Source organism: Halorarius litoreus, from assembly GCF_024362405.1.
Classification (GTDB): Archaea; Halobacteriota; Halobacteria; order Halobacteriales; family Haloarculaceae; genus Halorarius; species Halorarius litoreus.
On record NZ_CP101454.1, the window covers coordinates 377533 to 394315 of the forward strand.

The 16783-nt window shown below is 68.4% G+C and carries 19 protein-coding genes; 11 read left to right on the forward strand and 8 right to left on the reverse strand.

From position 1 onward, the window contains the following. Positions 1 to 30 precede the first annotated feature (30 nt). Complete coding sequence (locus NL126_RS02015) at positions 31 to 375, forward strand: DUF7113 family protein (protein WP_255197232.1); 345 nt, start codon at positions 31 to 33, stop codon at positions 373 to 375. Here the strand turns inward: NL126_RS02015 and NL126_RS02020 are convergent. Beyond that, positions 372 to 1628: a DNA double-strand break repair nuclease NurA gene (locus NL126_RS02020; protein ID WP_255197233.1), complete on the reverse strand. Its 1257-nt coding sequence runs from the start codon at positions 1626 to 1628 to the stop codon at positions 372 to 374. The two genes, NL126_RS02015 and NL126_RS02020, sit on opposite strands and share 4 nt — an antisense overlap. A gap of 93 nt (positions 1629 to 1721) precedes the next feature. On the opposite strand from NL126_RS02020, the gene gpmI reads away from it, so the two are divergent. Then, complete coding sequence (gpmI, locus tag NL126_RS02025; protein ID WP_255197234.1) at positions 1722 to 3251, forward strand: 2,3-bisphosphoglycerate-independent phosphoglycerate mutase; 1530 nt, start codon at positions 1722 to 1724, stop codon at positions 3249 to 3251. Here gpmI and NL126_RS02030 read toward each other — a convergent pair whose 3' ends face one another. After that, a complete protein-coding gene (locus tag NL126_RS02030) occupies positions 3252 to 4781 on the reverse strand; it encodes an amidohydrolase (RefSeq protein WP_255197235.1) in 1530 nt (509 codons plus the stop codon). It abuts the gene before it with no gap. A 149-nt stretch (positions 4782 to 4930) separates the two neighbouring features. On the opposite strand from NL126_RS02030, the gene NL126_RS02035 reads away from it, so the two are divergent. The 3 genes from NL126_RS02035 (at position 4931) to NL126_RS02045 (ending at position 7109) form a co-directional block, all read left to right on the forward strand. After that, positions 4931 to 5626 carry a hypothetical protein gene (locus NL126_RS02035; protein WP_255197236.1) on the forward strand — a complete coding sequence of 232 codons (696 nt, stop codon included), beginning with the start codon at positions 4931 to 4933 and terminating at the stop codon, positions 5624 to 5626. A 35-nt stretch (positions 5627 to 5661) separates the two neighbouring features. After that, on the forward strand, positions 5662 to 6873 hold the full coding sequence (hmgA, locus tag NL126_RS02040) for a hydroxymethylglutaryl-CoA reductase (NADPH) (protein WP_255197237.1): 1212 nt from the start codon (positions 5662 to 5664) through the stop codon (positions 6871 to 6873). A gap of 113 nt (positions 6874 to 6986) precedes the next feature. After that, positions 6987 to 7109, forward strand: a complete 123-nt coding sequence (locus NL126_RS02045; RefSeq protein WP_255197238.1) for a hypothetical protein — start codon at positions 6987 to 6989, stop codon at positions 7107 to 7109. On the opposite strand, the gene NL126_RS02050 is transcribed toward NL126_RS02045, so the two are convergent. Both NL126_RS02050 and NL126_RS02055 read right to left on the reverse strand, forming a co-directional pair. After that, a complete protein-coding gene (locus NL126_RS02050) occupies positions 7106 to 7504 on the reverse strand; it encodes a hypothetical protein (protein WP_255197239.1) in 399 nt (132 codons plus the stop codon). The two genes, NL126_RS02045 and NL126_RS02050, sit on opposite strands and share 4 nt — an antisense overlap. Continuing rightward, positions 7501 to 8013: a DUF5817 domain-containing protein gene (locus tag NL126_RS02055; protein ID WP_255197240.1), complete on the reverse strand. Its 513-nt coding sequence runs from the start codon at positions 8011 to 8013 to the stop codon at positions 7501 to 7503. The genes NL126_RS02050 and NL126_RS02055 overlap by 4 nt, the downstream gene beginning before the upstream one ends. Before the next feature lie 100 nt (positions 8014 to 8113). Between NL126_RS02055 and NL126_RS02060 the strand changes: the two genes are divergently transcribed. Continuing rightward, positions 8114 to 8446: a cupin domain-containing protein gene (locus tag NL126_RS02060; protein WP_255197241.1), complete on the forward strand. Its 333-nt coding sequence runs from the start codon at positions 8114 to 8116 to the stop codon at positions 8444 to 8446. Further along, a complete protein-coding gene (locus NL126_RS02065) occupies positions 8443 to 9330 on the forward strand; it encodes a hypothetical protein (RefSeq protein WP_255197242.1) in 888 nt (295 codons plus the stop codon). The genes NL126_RS02060 and NL126_RS02065 overlap by 4 nt, the downstream gene beginning before the upstream one ends. Before the next feature lie 99 nt (positions 9331 to 9429). Here NL126_RS02065 and icd read toward each other — a convergent pair whose 3' ends face one another. Beyond that, positions 9430 to 10692 carry an isocitrate dehydrogenase (NADP(+)) gene (gene icd / locus NL126_RS02070; protein WP_255197243.1) on the reverse strand — a complete coding sequence of 421 codons (1263 nt, stop codon included), beginning with the start codon at positions 10690 to 10692 and terminating at the stop codon, positions 9430 to 9432. A 136-nt stretch (positions 10693 to 10828) separates the two neighbouring features. Between icd and NL126_RS02075 the strand changes: the two genes are divergently transcribed. After that, positions 10829 to 11707 carry an isoaspartyl peptidase/L-asparaginase gene (locus NL126_RS02075; protein WP_255197244.1) on the forward strand — a complete coding sequence of 293 codons (879 nt, stop codon included), beginning with the start codon at positions 10829 to 10831 and terminating at the stop codon, positions 11705 to 11707. Positions 11708 to 11724: 17 nt separating this feature from the next. Here the strand turns inward: NL126_RS02075 and NL126_RS02080 are convergent, their stop codons facing one another. Beyond that, a complete protein-coding gene (locus NL126_RS02080) occupies positions 11725 to 12426 on the reverse strand; it encodes a metallophosphoesterase family protein (RefSeq protein WP_350355517.1) in 702 nt (233 codons plus the stop codon). A gap of 180 nt (positions 12427 to 12606) precedes the next feature. On the opposite strand from NL126_RS02080, the gene map reads away from it, so the two are divergent. Continuing rightward, on the forward strand, positions 12607 to 13500 hold the full coding sequence (gene map / locus NL126_RS02085) for a type II methionyl aminopeptidase (RefSeq protein WP_255197246.1): 894 nt from the start codon (positions 12607 to 12609) through the stop codon (positions 13498 to 13500). A 50-nt stretch (positions 13501 to 13550) separates the two neighbouring features. On the opposite strand, the gene NL126_RS02090 is transcribed toward map, so the two are convergent. Next, positions 13551 to 13754 carry a DUF7835 family putative zinc beta-ribbon protein gene (locus NL126_RS02090; RefSeq protein WP_255197247.1) on the reverse strand — a complete coding sequence of 68 codons (204 nt, stop codon included), beginning with the start codon at positions 13752 to 13754 and terminating at the stop codon, positions 13551 to 13553. A gap of 285 nt (positions 13755 to 14039) precedes the next feature. On the opposite strand from NL126_RS02090, the gene NL126_RS02095 reads away from it, so the two are divergent. Together NL126_RS02095 and NL126_RS02100 are read left to right on the forward strand one after the other, a co-directional pair. Continuing rightward, on the forward strand, positions 14040 to 14576 hold the full coding sequence (locus tag NL126_RS02095; protein WP_255197248.1) for an HIT family protein: 537 nt from the start codon (positions 14040 to 14042) through the stop codon (positions 14574 to 14576). A 44-nt stretch (positions 14577 to 14620) separates the two neighbouring features. Then, positions 14621 to 15538 carry a cation diffusion facilitator family transporter gene (locus NL126_RS02100; RefSeq protein ID WP_255197249.1) on the forward strand — a complete coding sequence of 306 codons (918 nt, stop codon included), beginning with the start codon at positions 14621 to 14623 and terminating at the stop codon, positions 15536 to 15538. On the opposite strand, the gene NL126_RS02105 is transcribed toward NL126_RS02100, so the two are convergent. Next, the gene (locus NL126_RS02105) at positions 15535 to 16473 is read right to left on the reverse strand and encodes an acetamidase/formamidase family protein (protein ID WP_255197250.1); all 939 of its coding nucleotides are present in this window, start codon (positions 16471 to 16473) and stop codon (positions 15535 to 15537) included. The genes NL126_RS02100 and NL126_RS02105 overlap by 4 nt on opposite strands. Positions 16474 to 16783: the final 310 nt, after the last annotated feature.

Here is a 16783-nt window from a genome sequence, read left to right on the forward strand (position 1 = left end):
CATATACGGCTTCGATACGTAGGCAGGTCCATGCTACTGATTCGGGGGAACGCCGGGGGCACGGCGCTGACGGGCACGCTGTACGAGCGCGGCGAGGAGCCACCGTCGTTCAAGGGTGCACCGGACGAGGGGGCACCGTACGTCTGGGTCTGCGACGCCTTCTACGAGGTCGAGAGCGGCGGCCAGGTCCAGAAGCTCGGCGACCGCGAGCTCCGCGTCGCGTTCGAGACGCCGATGCCACGCGGCTTCGAGACGAAACAGCAGGCCATCGAGGCCGCCAAGGAGCACGTCCGCACGCAGTTCGCACGCCTCGGCGTCGTCGAGGACAGCGTCGCCGTCGAGGTCGTGAAAGAGGAGCCGGGTATCGAGCCCTAGTAGTCGAACGCGCCCCAGCGGTCGTCGTTGTAGTCGGTCTCTATCTCGGAGTCGAACGCCGTCTCCAGCGAGCGCCGCAGCGCGGTCGTCTCTCTGTGGCCGATCTTCGCGAGCGAGTCGGCCTTCCCGACGGCCTCGGGCGGGCCGCGCTCGACGGCGATACCCTTGAGGACGTGCCGGAGCAGGTCCTCGCGGAGGTCGGCGTCCTCGGTGAACGCGCGGGGGGCCTCGACCCGGTAGATGGTGTCGGTCCGCGGGTCGTACACCATCGAGAACGTGACCTCGTAGTCCGCGGGGTCGCGCACCCGCTCGACGCCGTACGGGAGGTCCGTCGCCGAGAGCGTGCCGTCCGTCCCCCCGCGCGAGACGAACCAGTTGGTGAACGTGAGTTCGTCCGTCTCGCGAGTCCAGACCCCCTCGTCGAACGCGCCACGTTCGAGCACCTGCGAGAAGAACGCCGCGTCGTTGAGCCACGGCGCGTTCCCCTCGCGCTGGCGAACGGTGCGCGTGACGAGCCGGCTCGCGGGGTTCTTCACGAAGCCTATCAGGGGAACGTCCTGCTCGATGAACCGCTCGACCATCCGGACGTAGCTCTGGATGATGCGCTGGGGCTGTTCTTCCTCGCGGAGGAGTTCACCCAGTTCGGGGTCACGGTTCGCCCACGTCAGGAGTCCTTTGGGGTAGATGGGGCCGTCCATCACGAGCAGGTCGTCGACCTCCGGGGCGTTGTCGCGGGCGTGGGTGATCTCGGCGAGGTAGAGCGCGAGTTCGTGGACGACGGCGGTCATCGACCGGTCGACCTGTGGGACGTGCAGGAGTCGCTGGCGGACGTAGCCCGCGTCGTCCATGTGCCAATCGTTGTCGAGCGCGACCGTCACGTCGTTCGAGTGGACCGCGACGACCATCGTCCGCCCTCGATGGAGTTCGAGGTCGGAGGGGACCTTGCTCATCGCGGCCTGCGCCACGTCGACGACGAGGCCGTTCTTGAACGTCGTCGGGTTGATGGTGCCCGAGTCGAGGCCGTGACTGGTCGGGAAGCGGTCGGCCTCCAACGACACGTCTTCGATGTCGACGCGGCGGCGCCGCTGCTCGCCCATCGGCTCGATGATGGGCTCGCCGTCGGCGTACAGCGGGTCGAGATACTCGTTCCAGACGGTCGCCGCGAAGTCCCGGTGTTCGTCCTCGTCGACCGTGCGCTGGACGCGGCCGGCCAGCCGCGAGATGGCCTTGAAGTGCACCGGGTCGAGCGTCATAGCCGTGCCGTGGATGGGTGGCGACAAAAAAGGCGCGGCACAGCCACCTGGGTTTCGAACCGTACTTACGCGGGGGCGAACTGCACACACGCAATGAACGCGGCGCTCGTCATCCTCGACGGTTGGGGGCTGAACGACGACCCGACCGTCCGAGACGCGGTCCGTGCGGCGGCCACCCCGAACTTCGACCGACTCCGCGAAACGGGAGCGTTCTCGACCCTCGAGACCCACGGTCGACGGGTCGGCCTCCCCGAGGGACAGATGGGCAACAGCGAAGTCGGCCACCTCAACATCGGCGCGGGGCGCGTCGTCCTCCAGGACTCCAAGCGCGTCTCGGACGACGCCGAAGCCGGCACCCTCGGCGAGAACGAGGCCATCGCCGGGGCGTTCGACTACGTGGAGGAGCACGACGGCCGCGTCCACTTCATGGGGCTCGTCTCCGATGGGGGTGTCCACTCCTACCAGCACCACCTCCACGCGCTCATCGCGGCGGCGGCCGACCGCGGCGTCGACGCCGTCACCCACGCGTTCACGGACGGCCGCGATACCGCTCCCGAGTCGGGCGCGGGCTACCTCGCGGCCCTCCAGCAGGTCACCGACGAGCACGGGACCGGCGACGTGGCGACCGTCACCGGCCGCTACTACGCGATGGACCGCGACCAGAACTGGACGCGGACGAAACGCGCGTTCGACGCCATCGTGAACCGGCTCGCCGACCACGAGGCACCCGACGCCGTCTCCGCAGTCGAAGCGAGTTACGAGCGGGGCGACACCGACGAGTTCGTCGAACCCACGCTGGTCGACGGGGGGCGTGAACTCGACGACGGCGACGCCATCGTCTTCTTCAACTTCCGGTCGGACCGCGCCCGGCAACTGACCCGACTGCTCGCGAACATCCGACCTAGAGACTGGGAAGCCGAGGGGATTACGACCGACCCACCGGAGACCCACGTCGTGACGATGACCGAGTACGACGCCACGTTCGACCTCCCGGTGGCGTTCCCACCCAACCAGCCCGCGGACACGCTGGGCGAGACGCTCGCGAACGCGGGGCTCACACAGCTGCGCATCGCCGAGTCCGAGAAGTACCCGCACGTCACCTACTTCCTCAACGGCGGCCGCGAGGTGGAGTTCGACGGGGAGATCCGGCGCATCGTCGACTCGCCGGACGTGCCGACGTACGACCACCAGCCGGAGATGAGCGCCCCCGAAGTGACCGACACCGCCATCGAGGTCATCGAGACCGACGACCCCGACGTGATGGTTCTCAACTACGCGAACCCGGACATGGTGGGCCACACGGGCGACTTCGACGCCGCCGTGGCGGCGGTCGAGGCTGTCGACACGCAACTGGGACGCCTCGCCGAAGCCGTCCAGCAGGCGGGCGGGCACCTGCTCGTCACCGCCGACCACGGCAACGCCGACGACATGGGCACGGCCGAGAACCCCCACACCGCACACACGACGAACCCGGTGCCGTTCGTCTACGTGTCCCCGGACGGCACGGACGGGGACCGGAACGCGAGAACAGGGGGAACGCTCGCCGACCTCGCGCCGACGCTCCTCGCACTCATCCGCATCGACCAGCCCGAGGCGATGACCGGCGAGTCGCTCCTGGAGTAGTTATCGGTAGACGACGTCGCCACCGACGAGCGTCATCGCGACGTCGATGTCGGCGATTCTCTCGTCGGCGACGGCCCACGGCGACTCGTCGAGCACCACGAGGTCCCCACGTTTCCCGACCTCGACGGTTCCCAGTTCGTCCGCCTCGCCAGCGGCGTACGCCGCGCCGTGGGTGTACGCCCGCAGCGCCTCGGTCACCGAGAGCCGCTGGCTCGCATCGGGGGCGGTGACGGCCTGCTCGATGCCGAACAGTGGGTCCATCGGCATGCAGTCGGAACCGAACGCCAGCGGCACGCCCGCGTCGAGCAGTTCGCGGAAGGGCATGACGTCGCCACGACGGTCACCGAGTCGGGCGTCGTACAGGCCGTCGTCCCGCGCCCACTTCAGGAAGTTCGGCTGGACCGACGCAACTGCCCCGACCTCGGCGAACCGCTCGACGAGGTCGCCCGTGAGGAGTTCGGCGTGCTCGACGCGGTGGCGGGCGGCGGCGGCGGCGTACTCGGAAAACACGTCGAGGACGCCCGCGACCGCGGCATCGCCGATGGCGTGGGCGGTGAACTGGAGGCCGGCGTCGTGCGCAGTCGCCACGAACTCGTCGAGCGCGTCGGGATCGACGACCCACTTGCCGTCCGTCTCGCCGTCGGGTGCGTCGGCGTACGGCTCGCGGAGTTTGGCCGTGCGCCCGCCGAACGTCCCGTCGGTGTAGGTCTTGATGGCGCCGGTGCGGACCATGGCGCTCCCGTGGCCCGTCTGGAGGCCGGTGTCGACGACGCTGTCGAGGTGCGTCGTCCAGTAGTTGATTCGGGTTCGGAGGGTGAGGTCGCCCGCGGCGTCGAGGGCGCGGTAGACACGGGGCTTGTGCGAGTCGCGACACATGTCGTGGACGCCCGTGACGCCGAGTTCGTTCGCGCGCTCTTGTGCGGCGACGACGAGGTCGCGCGTCTCCGCATAGTCAGGCTCGGTCGCCTCGAACAGCGGGTCGACGGCCTCCTCGACGACGACGCCGGTGGGCTCACCACCCTCGGTCTCGACGTCGCCGTCGGGCATCTCGTCGCCGTAGCGGTCGAGCGCCGCCGCGTTCACGGAGGCGGTATGCATGTCCTCGCGGAACGCGATGACCGGCCGGGTCTCCGAGACGGAATCGAGGTCCTCGCGCGTGAGGTAGCGGGTCTCGTTCCACGTCGACTCGTCGTAGCCGTAGCCGACCACGAGGCCGTCGGTCTCCTCGGCGCGGGCACGGAGCCGGTCGACGGCCTCAGCGGGCGAGCCGGCCCTCCGAAGGTCAGCGTGGACGAGATGCTGGCCGACCATCTCCAGGTGGGTGTGGGCGTCGATGAACCCGGGGAGAACGACGTTCCCCTCGCAGTCGACGACGTCGGTGGCGACTCCCTCCAGAAACGCGACCTCGTAGGCGCTGCCGACGCGGACGATGCGGCCGTCGCGGACGGCGACCGCCTCGTGCGTCTCGTCGGGCTCCGCGAGCGTGTGGACCTCGGCGTTCGTCAGGATGCGGTCCGCGGGTGCAGGCATATCTCGGGGGAGTTGGGGAGAGGCGTTAACGGTTCGGGACGGGAGCCGACGAGCGCGCACCACCGGCCCGGACGGTCAGTCTCACCCGGTAAGACTCACCGGACGAGTCCAAGCCGGGGCGGAACCATCTAGCACGATGGTGAACCCCTATGGGCATCCTGAACCGATTCGGTGGGAGCGCGCTTCGACTGGTCGCCTCGGTATTCGGCATCCTCGCAGGCATCGGTGGCATCACCCACGGCATCGGTGAGATTCGGCAGGGGAACGTCGCACCGGACGGTCTCTTCTTCGACTCCTGGACCGAGGGCCCCATCGCGTCCCAGATGGGCGGGGACCCGGCCATCAGCCTCGTCCCGAACCTCTTCGTGACGGGCATCCTCACCGTCCTCGTCTCGGTCGTCCTCATCGTCTGGGCCGCCGCGTTCGTCCAGCGACCGAGAGGCGGCTGGGTGCTTCTCGGGCTTTCAGTCGTATTACTGTTGGTCGGCGGTGGGGTCGGGTCGCCAGTGGTCGGCATCCTGGCCGGCGTCGCTGGAATCGCCAGCGGTGCCTCGCTAACCAGGTTCCGAACCCAACTGCCCGACCGGCCCCGGAGGCTCCTCGCAGCACTGTGGCCGCTGGCGTTCAGCGTCGCCCTTCTCAACGGGCTGTTCCTGTTCGTTGGGGCAGTCGTCCTCGTGTACCTCACCGACGTGGGCAGCGCGGAGCTGTTCCTGAACAGTTTCTTCTTCGCCGTGGTCTCGCTGCTCGTGACCCTGCTCACCGGTGCCGCGTACGACAGTCAACACCGTGTCTCGGCGGAGTTCGTCGGGAAGTCACCCCGACACTCGTCGCCCCTCAGATGAACAACGCTTAGGGGGAGACACCCCCATCCACGGCCATGACTGACGCCGAGGACCTCGCCGCGAAGGTACAGGCCGGCGAGTTGCGGCTGCACGAACTCGAAGCACACGCCGACCACGACACCGCCGCCGCGGCGCGCCGGCACCTGCTGGCCGAGGAGACGGGCGCCGACCTCGACACCGTCGGCGACTACGCGTTCGACGCCGAGCAGGCCGACTCCGCCATCGAGAACATGATGGGTGCGGCCCAGGTGCCGATGGGTATCGCCGGCCCCATCCCCGTCAACGGTGGCGCCGCGGACGGCACCCACTACCTCCCGCTCGCCACCACCGAGGGCGCGCTCGTCGCCTCGGTAAACCGTGGCTGTTCCGCGATTCGCGCAGCAGGCGGCTCGACCGCCCGCGTGCTGAAGAACGCGATGACCCGCGCGCCCGTCTTCCGGGTCGCGGACGTGGGCGAGGCCGCCGAGGTGTCGTCGTGGGTTCGCGCGAACGCCGACACCCTGCGCGAGGCCGCCGAGGCGACGACGAGCCACGGCGAACTCCGCGAGGTGACGCCGTACGTCGTCGGCGACAACGTCTTCCTGCGATTCGCCTACGACACGAAGGACGCGATGGGGATGAACATGGCCACCATCGCGACGCAGGAAGCCGCCGAACTCGTGGAGGCCGAGACCCCCGCCGAACTCGTGGCGCTCTCGGGCAACCTCTGTACGGACAAGAAGCCCGCGGCCATCAACGCCGTCGAGGGCCGGGGAAGAACGGTCGCCGCCGACGTGCTGCTCTCCCGCGAGCAGGTCGAAGACCGGTTCAAGACCACGCCGGAGGCCATCGCCGAGGCCAACACCCGCAAGAACCTCGTCGGCTCCGCGAAGGCCGGAAGCCTCGGGTTCAACGCCCACGCCGCCAACACCATCGCCGCTGCGTTCCTCGCCTGCGGGCAGGACATCGCACAGGTCGTCGAGGGCTCGAACGCGATCACGACCGTCGACGTGCGCGGCGACGAACTCTACGCGAGCCTCACCATCGCCTCCCTGGAGGTCGGAACGGTCGGTGGTGGCACCAAACTCCCCACGCAGGCCGAGGCGCTCGACGTGCTGGGCGTGCGTGGCGGCGGGGACCCCGCGGGCGCGAACGCCGACGCGCTCGCCGAGGTCATCTGCACGGGGGCGCTCGCCGGCGAGCTCTCCTTGCTGGGCGCACTCGCCTCCTCGCACCTCGCCAGCGCCCACGAAGAGCTGGGCCGGTAATCGGCACCGGATTCGGCACGGCGAGAACCGAGTGACTGCGGCCCTGTTCTCGAAACCGGAACCACCGGAAGCCACCCGAGCGCACTGAAGGGCGAGCGACGACGAGTTCGGGCGTGGTCCGAAACGAGCCCCCCGAGCCGGTCACGCCCCTGTACCGACGCCTGCGGCTGGTGAAGCTGACGCTCGGTATCGTGGCGACGGCGCTCACCATCGCCCGACTGCTCGGCCTCCTCTAGCGGTCGCGGAGCTCCGTCGCGAGAAACAACACCCCACCCAGCACGACCGCGAGCCCGAGCCAGACGAACAGGAGGCTCCCCACCCCGGACGCGGCGAACAGGATGCCGAACCCGACGGCACCGATGGCGTGAGCGATCCAGACGAGGCGGTCGCCGCGCCGGAAGTAGACCACCGCACCGAGCCCGAACCCGAGCGAGAGCACGCCGCCCGAGAGGACGAACAGCGGCACCTCCGCCCCCAGCACCGACAGCGTCCGAATCTGCGGCTGGAGGAACAGCAGCAGCCCCGCGATTCCGACGATGAGCCCGACGACGACCTGCGCGGGGTCGAACTCGATTCCGTTTCCGGGCTCCGGGTCGTCCCACTCGTCGTCGACCCAGTCGTCGGGGCTCATACCAGCCGGTACCGCCCCCCGGACTCGCTCACCTCGCCGCGCTGTCGGAGCTTCTGGAGCGCGCGGTCGACGTAGTCAGTGTCGACGCCGTGGGCGGCCGCGTACTCGCGGATCTCCGACTCGGTGGGGCGGTCCTGCTCGTCGATGGCGTCGAGCACGACGTCGCGCCGCGACCGGGAGCGACCGGACGACTCGGCGCGCTCGCCCGCCGCCGCGACCTCGTCGGCGTCGAGTCCCGACGCGGTCAGGAACTCCTCGTCGCTCATCCCCGACGCCATCGCGTCGCGTTCGAGCGTGACGAAGTCCTCGACCTCGATGTCGGCGTCGCTCCGGCCCTGCAGCATCCGGGAACGCGCCTCCTTCGCACTGTCTGCAGTGGTGGTCTCGGCGAACCGCTTGAGCTTCGTGTACTGGTGGCGCTTCCCGCAGCGGGGACAACTCGTCGTGTCGGGACGGCCCTCCACGACCCACAGCGCGCTGCACTCGTTGCAGCCGACGACCGCGAACATACTCGACGTAGCGTCGGCCGACCCTTGACTGCCCCGGTCGCGTCCCTCTTCGGCCGCGACCACCCGCGGAGTTTAGCCAGTGGGGCACGTTACCACGCGCATGGAGCGCGTTCCACTGGGGGAGGAGACCGAGGCAGTCGACGCAGTGCATCTCGCACAGCTCGCCGCAGGCGACGAGATGAGCGTCCAGCACTTCCGCGTCGAGCCGGGCGCGACGGTGCCCGAGCACGACCACCACCACGAGCAAGCCGGGTTCGTCTACGAGGGCGAGTTGACCTTTTTAGTCGACGGCGAGGAGATCGTCGTCCGGGCGGGCGACTCCTACGCGATTCCGGGCGGGGAGCCGCACGCCGCGGAGAACCGCGGCGACACCGCGGTCCAGGGCGTCGACATCTTCTCGCCACCGCGGCCGAACCCCGACTGGGCTGAATGAGGTGGCGACTGGTCGTGCCGGTGCTGGCGCTCGTTCTCGCCGGCTGTAGCGGCTTCGGCGGCCTCGATGGTTCGGGCGATTCCCGAACGACGACGCTCACCCCGGTCGACGTGCCCGAGCGGAGCACCGCCGTGGACGCGACGCCCTCGACGGCGACCGCCGAGAACCGGCTGCTCCCGGGGTTGACCACCGAGGGCGTCACCGACCCGTTCGTGCTCGCGGACGCACACCACGACCTGCTGGCGAACCGGTCGTACACGCGCATCACCGACCGGACGCTCGACGGGCCGAACGGTACGCTCCGCAGCACCCACCAGGAGCTACGCGTCGCGGAGGGCGGCAGGCGCTATCACCTCACCGCCACCTCGGAGTCAGCGCCGTCGTACCCCGTGAGCGCGGTCGCATCGCGGCTCGGACTCTGGTACGACGACGCGCCCGCGCTGTTCCGGGTCGGCCAGGGTGAGAACGTCTCGTACCGCGTCGGGATGACCGGGTCGCTCGACGGACCCGTCGGCGACATCACGGGCGAGGACCGGCTCGTCGGGCTCTACGGGACGGTCGACCGCTGGTCAGTCAAGCCGATGGTCAGCTGGAACAACCAGCGGCTGCTCGTCCTCGAGTCCCGCGAGCCACCGGACCACGACGTGTTGCGGCTCCCCACGCTGGTCGAGGAGCCGCGTGACGCGGAGCTACAGGTCGTGCTGACGAACGACGGCGGGGTCGTCTCCCACCGGCTGCGCTACAATGCCACGTTCGACGGCCAACCGGTACGGGTCGTCGAGCACGTCCGATACGTGCAGGTCGGGTCGACGACCGTCGACGAGCCGGCGTGGCTCGACGAGGCGATCGAGGAGACCATCGACGACCGGCGTGGCAGCGGCTAACCGACGAACGGAGAAGAACGAGAGAAGATGGGCCTGAGGACCGAGGTACGCGAGGTCCTCGATGGTGCCGGACGGCGTCCGGCAGCTGAACGAACTCGCCTACGCGAGGTCTTCGATGTTCTCGACGATCTCGTCGGCGAACTCGCTCGTCGCGAGCTTCTCGCCGCCTTCGATCTGCCGCTCGATGTCGTAGGTGACCTTCTTCGAGGAGATGGTGGCCTCGATGGCGTCACGGACGAGCTGGGCGGCGTCCTCCCAGCCGAGGAACTCGAGCATGATGCGGCCCGAGAGAATCATCGCGCTCGGGTTCACCTTGTCCTGGCCGGCGTACTTGGGGGCCGAGCCGTGGACCGGCTCGGCGAGGAAGCGACCGTCGCCGATGTTCGCGCCGGGGGCGATGCCGAGCCCGCCGATCTGCGCGCCACAGGCGTCAGAGAGGTAGTCGCCGTTGAGGTTCGGCATCGCCAGCACGTCGTACTGGTCCGTCCGCGTCAGAATCTGCTGGAGCATGTTGTCCGCGATGCGGTCGTTGACGACGACGGCATCCTCGGGGGCCTCGCCGTCGCGCTCGTTCCAGAGCGTGTCCTCGGTGATGACCTCGTCGCCGTACTCCTCTTCGGCGACCTCGTAGCCCCAGTCACGGAACGCGCCCTCGGTGAACTTCATGATGTTCCCCTTGTGGACGAGCGTGACGGAGTCGCGGTCGTTCTCCAGCGCGTAGTCGATGGCCTTGCGTACCAGCCGCTTCGTGCCGAACTCGGTGATGGGCTTGATGCCGATGCCGACCGGGCCGTCGTGGATGGTCGAATCGAAGCCCATCTCGTCTTCGACGAACTCCTTGACCTGCTGGACCTCGTCGGTGCCGGCCTCCCACTCGATGCCGGCGTAGACGTCCTCCGTGTTCTCACGGAAGTTGACCATGTCCATCTGCTCGGGCGCCTTCACGGGGGAGGGGACGCCGTCGATGTGGTACGTCGGCCGCATGTTCGTGTAGAGGTCGAGCTTCTTGCGGAGCGCGACGTTCAAACTCCGGAAGCCCGCGCCAACGGGCGTCGTGAGCGGCCCCTTGATGGAGACGCGGAACTCCTTGAGCGCCTCGACGGTGTCGTCCGGGAGGTTCTCGTCGTACTTCTCGCGGGCGGCCTCGCCCGCGTACACCTGCATCCAGTGGATCTCGCGGCCCGTCGCGTTCGCCGCGGCCTGCAGTACCTTCTGGGCTGCCGGCCCGACGTCGACCCCGATGCCGTCCCCGTGGATGATGGGGATGATGGGGTTGTCGGGAACCTCGAGCTCGTTGTCGCCGACCGCCTCGATTTTCGCCCCCGCCTCGGGCACCTCAACCTTCTCGTACTCGTGGCTCATGCCCGTTGCTTCCAATGCAGCCTTGAAAGGCGTACCGTTCTCCCGGCGAATCTTGCGTGAACGACCATGAACGACGCGGCAATGACCGGGTCGTTGATGTCGGGTGGCTTAACTCGCCCGCGACGGTTCGTCCGCTATGCGAGTCATCGTTCACGGCGGCGCGGGTGGAGCACCCGACGACCCCGCCACGCGGCAGGCAGTCGTCGACGAGGCCGCCAGCACAGGCGCGAGCGAGTCGACCGTCACGGAGGCCGTCTGTGCGGCCGTCCGCGTCCTCGAGTCGTCCGCGACGTTCAACGCCGGCGTGGGCTCGACAGTCCAGAGCGACGGCGTCATCCGCACCGACGCGGGGCTCATGACCGACGACCGTGAGGTCGGGGCCGTCTGCTCGATGCCCGGCGTCGAACACGCCGTCGACGCCGCGAGAGTGGTCAAAGCGGAGACGCCACACGTCCTCGTCTCGGGCGTTCACGCGGTCGATCTCGCCGACGAGTTCGGCGTCGAGACCGACGTGGACCTCTGGACGGACGCCCGGCGCGAAGCGTGGGAGGAACTGGAGGCGGTGCCGCCGCTGAACGAGAAGCGTGAACAGCTCGACTGGCTCCGTGAGCAGTTCGGCGGCCACGACACGGTGGGCGCGGTGGCCCGCGACGGCGACCGCGTGGCTGCTGCGACCTCCACGGGCGGCCGGTGGCTGGCGCTCGCCGGCCGCGTCGGCGACGTCCCCCAGATAGGCTCGGGCTTCTACTGTACGCGAGCAGGGGGTGCCTCCGCGACCGGCGCGGGTGAGGACATCGCCCGCGTGACGCTCGCGCGGCGGGCGGTCGACCACCTCGAACACGGTCGAGACGCACAGGCCGCCGCGGACCTCGCCATCGAGGAGTTCGAGGACCTGACGGGGAGCGACGCGGGCGTCATCGTCATGCGGAACGACGGTGACGCGGGGTTGGCGTACAACACCGAGGCGATGCAGACGGCGGTCGCGGGTGAAAGCGGCGAGGACGGCGAGAACTGAGACGACGACGCGGACGCTTACTGCGGCGCGGCGTCGTGCTCGATGATCTTCCGGTCGGCACGGGACTGGTACTCCTCCTCCGCGGGCACCGTGATGAGCTCGTCCGCGTAGTAGTCGTAGGCGGTGAGTTCGCCGCCGTAGACGCAGCCGGTGTCCAGGCCGACGGCGTACTCGGAGACGAACGGCTCGTCGAGGACGGTGTGGCCGAAGAACACTCGTGGGGACTCCTCGCGGAGTTCGAACCAGAACGGCCCGTCGTAGCCGTTCTCGGGGGGGACCGACCGGAAGTTCAGCAGGTCGTCGAGCGAGTGCTCGTCGAGATCGCGACGGGGGTCGACGCCGCCGTGGACGACCATCGCGTCGTCGAACAGGAGGACGACAGGCATCTGGTCGAGGTAGTCGCCGAACGGGTCCGTGACGGCGTCGAGCTCCTTGCGGCCGTGGATGAGCTTGTCCTCGTTGTTGCCCCGGACGGAGACGAAGTTGTCGTGCGAGCGGACGAGGTCGACCACGCCACGCGAGTCAGGGCCCTTGCGGACGAGGTCACCGACGAACACCACGAGGTCGTCGTCGGAGGGGTCGAGGCGGTCGAGGAGAGTCTCCAGCTCGCTCCGGCAGCCGTGGACGTCGCCGACGAGGAATAGGTCGTCGTACGCGCTCGCGTCGACCGTACGGACGTGTGGGGCGACCTCGGGCGCGAACGACTCTGGGGCGAGCATCGCCTTCCGCGACGCATCCGTCGACGAAAACGCTTCCTCTGCGCTCTCGGTTGACATGGGTGACTGGAGGCTATCGAGACGATAAGCCGTTTCTATGTGGGGTGCCATGGTCTATATAGACACTCAGAGTCAGGCGTGCGCGACGGCAAACCATTTGCCCGCGCCGCGGCAACCCCGGGTATGAGCGACGTCGACCTGTCGGCAGAGAAGTACGAGAAGCACCGCGAAGCGGGGAAGATTCTCGCGCAGGTGCGCGACGAGGCCGCCGAGCGCCTCGAAGTCGGAACGGGCTACCTCGAGATCAGCGAGTGGGCGGAAGACCGCATCCGCGAACTCGGGGGGACGCCCGCGTTCCCGGTGAACGTGAGCGTCGACCACGAGGCCGCCCACGGCGCCGCGGCCCCGGACGACGACCGGACCATCGGCGAGGAGATGGTGAAACTCGACATCGGCGTCCACATCGACGGCTGGCTCGCCGATACGGCGGTGACCGTCGACTTCACCGGCCAGCAGGAACTGGTCGAGGCGAGCGAACAGGCGCTCGACGCGGCGCTGGAGGTCGTCGAACCGGGCGTCCACACCGGCGAAATCGGCGCCGAGATCGAGGACGTCATCGACGGCTACGGCTACAACCCCGTCGTCAACCTCACCGGCCACGGCCTCGGCCACTGGGAACAGCACACCAGCCCGAACATCCCGAATCGCGCGGTCGACTCCGGCGTCGAACTCGAAGTCGGCGACGTGGTCGCCGTCGAGCCGTTCGCTACCGATGGTGGTGGCAAGGTGACCGAGGGCTCGGCCGAGGAGATTTACTCCCTGGAGCGGGAGGCCTCCGTCCGGAACCGACAGGCGCGCGAGGCGCTCGAACAGATCGTCGAGGAGTTCAAGACGCTCCCGTTCGCCCGCCGCTGGCTCGACACCCGCCGGTCGGAGATGGCGCTGCGTCGGCTCGAACAGCAGGGGGTCGTCCACGGCTACCCCGTGTTGCAGGAACAGGACGGCTTCTACGTCTCACAGCGCGAACACACCATCATCGTCACCGAGAGTGGCTGTGAGATAACGACGGAGCAGTAGCTCACCGCACGAGTCGGCGCCCGACGGGGGCGCGGGAGCAGAAACGTACCTCAGGCGTTGTTCATCCGGGTCTTTTCTTCTGCGCCACAGACCCCACACACCGCGACGCGGTAGGGCTCGCGCGAGAACTGCGCGTTCTCCGTCTTCGTGCTCTCCGTCAGGATCTGGACGGAGACGGTGTGGGGTGTTTCGCGGTCGCACGACGTACAGGTCTCGAGCATCGTGTCGTCGTCCGAGTGGGTTGTGGTCGCCATCGCATCCTGTCGTACCGGAGGTGAGAGCATAAAAGGAGAATTCTGTTCGATGGGTTCGCGGGGTAAAACCACCAGACAGCGACCCATCGAGATGGTTTCGAGGCCGCAGAGCCGTCGAGAGGGTTCAGAAACGGACGAAAAACAGTCTCGAAGGGATTGCCGGATTGAACGGCCGAAGCACTTTTAGTCGAGAGTGAAACCCCGCCACCATACCACACAGCACCGGGTGTGTGGGTGACACGCGTACACAGGGGAGTTATGCCGGCGGCGGCCGCACCCCCCAGCATGGAGCAGGTGTTCGCGCCGTGGCGCATCGAGTGGGTGGAGCGCGAGGACAAGAACGAGGGGTTCGACGGCTGTGTCTTCTGCGACCTTCCCGACCGTGAGGACGCCCGCGAGTCGCGGGTCGTTGCACGCAACGATCAGGCGTACGTCCTGCTCAACAACTACCCGTACAACCCCGGCCACTCGATGGTCATTCCGTTCGACCACACCGGCGACTACCGTGACCTGGACGACGAGACGCTGCTGGGTCACGCGCAGTTGAAACAGCGGACGTTCGACGCGCTCGACGACGCCCTGAATCCACAGGCGTTCAACGCCGGCCTCAACCTCGGCGGCCCCGCAGGGGGGTCCATCACCGACCACGTCCACACTCACGTCGTCCCGCGGTGGGGTGGCGACACGAACTTCATGCCCGTCATCGCGGACACGAAGGTCATCGTCGAGGCCGTCGACGACACCTACGACCGACTCCACGAAGCGTTCGCCGCACAGGACGGTGCGACGCTCGTCGATGCGGACGACGCCGTCGAGTTCTGAGTCGGAGCGATACGCCTTTCCACCGACCACTCCAACGCTTGCCAATGGCACGTTCGCGGGCGCTCCGACGGGTCGGACTCGTGATCCTCGGCGCGAACCTCCTGCTCGCGCTCGCCAAGGGACTCGTCTACTACTGGACGGGGAGCCTCGCCGTCGGCTCGGAGGCCGTCAACAGCCTCGCCGACGCCGCCTACTCGATCATCGTCCTCGCGGGGCTCTACCTCACGACCCAGCCTCCGGACTTCGAGCACCCGCACGGCCACGAGCGCATCGAGCCGTTCGTCTCGCTCGTGGTCGCGCTCGGCATCTTCGCCGCCGGCGGCGCCATCCTCTACAACGCCGGCACGACCCTGCTGTCGGGTGACGTGACCGTCGCCCGCGGCCCGGTCGCCGGCGTGGTGCTAGGCGCAGCGGCGCTGGTGAAGTTCGGCCTCTACCGCTACGTCCTCGACATCGCAGACCAGTATCGCTCGCCGGCACTCACGGCGACCGCCGTCGACAACCGCAACGACATCCTGACGGCAGGGGCGGCGCTCGTCGGCGTCGTCGGCGCCCAACTGGGCGCACCCCTGCTCGACCCGCTCGCCGCGGGCGTGGTCGCCGTCGCCGTCGTCTACACGGGCGTCGACATCGTCCGCGACAACGTCTCGTATCTCGTGGGCGCTGCCCCGCCCGAGGACCTCAGAAAGGAGATCATCCGCCGCGCGCTCGAACACCCCGACGTGCAAGGTGCACACGACGTCATCGCCCACTACGTCGGCCCGGAGATCGACGTCTCGCTCCACATCGAAGTGGAGGGTGAGAAGACCCTCAACGAGGCACACGCCATCGAGACCGCCGTGATGAACTCGATTCGCGAGCTCCCCGAGGTGGACGACGTGTTCGTCCACGTCGACCCGAAGGAGCTCGGCGAGTGGAAAGACGACGCGGAGGTCGACCGGCTCGCGGGCATCCGCGACTAGTCGAACAGCGCCCGCGAGAGGTACGCCGAGACGACGACGTTCTCGTTGACGACCTCGTTCACTTTCAGGTCCGCCGCCACCGAACAGAGCAGATACGCCTCGGCCCGCGAGATCCCGTACTCGTCGTGAACCAGTTCGACGAGTTCGCTGACGGCCTCTCTCGTCGCCTGGTGCTGGTCGGGAGCGACCCCCGACGTGGCGACCGTCCGACCGCCGCCCGCCGGCTCGAACGGCCCGTCGGTCTCGAAGACGGGTCCGTCGACCGCCCTGTCGACGAGTCGCAGACGCAGTCGGACGGTCATCGGCGCCTCGATGGCCGTGACACAGACCTCGCCGTCACCCTGCGCAGCGTGACAGTCCCCGACCGAGAACAGCCCACCAGCGACCTCGACAGGGAGGTACAGCGTGCTCCCCGCGGTGAGGTGTTTGATGTCGAGGTTGCCGCCGACGCACCGTGGCGGGACCGTGGCGTGTGGACCTGGCTCGGCGGGGGCGACCCCGAGGACGCCCGGGAACGGATGCAGGGGAACCTCGATTCCCTCGACGAAGTGGCCCACGTCGCCGTCGAGGGCCCACGTGTGGACCGCGGCGTCGGCGAACGCCTCGGGGAGGAGGCCCTGCTCCCGCTCGCTGGGGTACGCGTACGTCCAGCCGACGCCGTGGTGCTCGAGGTCGAGGACGTCGACCGCGAGCGTGTCACCCGGGTCGGTCCCCGCGATGGCGACCGGGCCGGTGAGCGCGTGCCCCTGGAAGTCGAGGGCGAGCACGTTCTCGGGCGTCGCGTCGCGGGGGAGTTGGCCGTCGGCCGCGTCACGGCACTCGACCTCGATGATGTCGCCCGACTCGACGGTCAGGACGGGAGTGCGGTCACGGTTCCAGTCGTAGTGGACCGTTTCGGCTGTCGCGTCGAGTCGATAGTCGGGAGCGGGAGGCATATCCGACAGTCGAGGGGTGTGAGCAAAACTGGTCGGTTGGCTCAGGTGGCACGCGGGCCTCGGCAGGTTTATCCGGGAGCTTCCACTACGCCCACAAGCAAGTCGGCAGCCGGTCGATGGCCACCTTTCGCACCGACGTTCATTCGTTGGTGTCCCGTCGTCGACCGTAGCACCAACTTTGCACTCAACACTTCTGAGAGGCATCGACGTGGCGACGGCACGGATAGTTGGCTGCCGACGTACGCGTAGAACAGCCGATGGCATCCTCGACTCGTCGCTCACGCTCGACCCACGCAGCCGGAGAGAACCT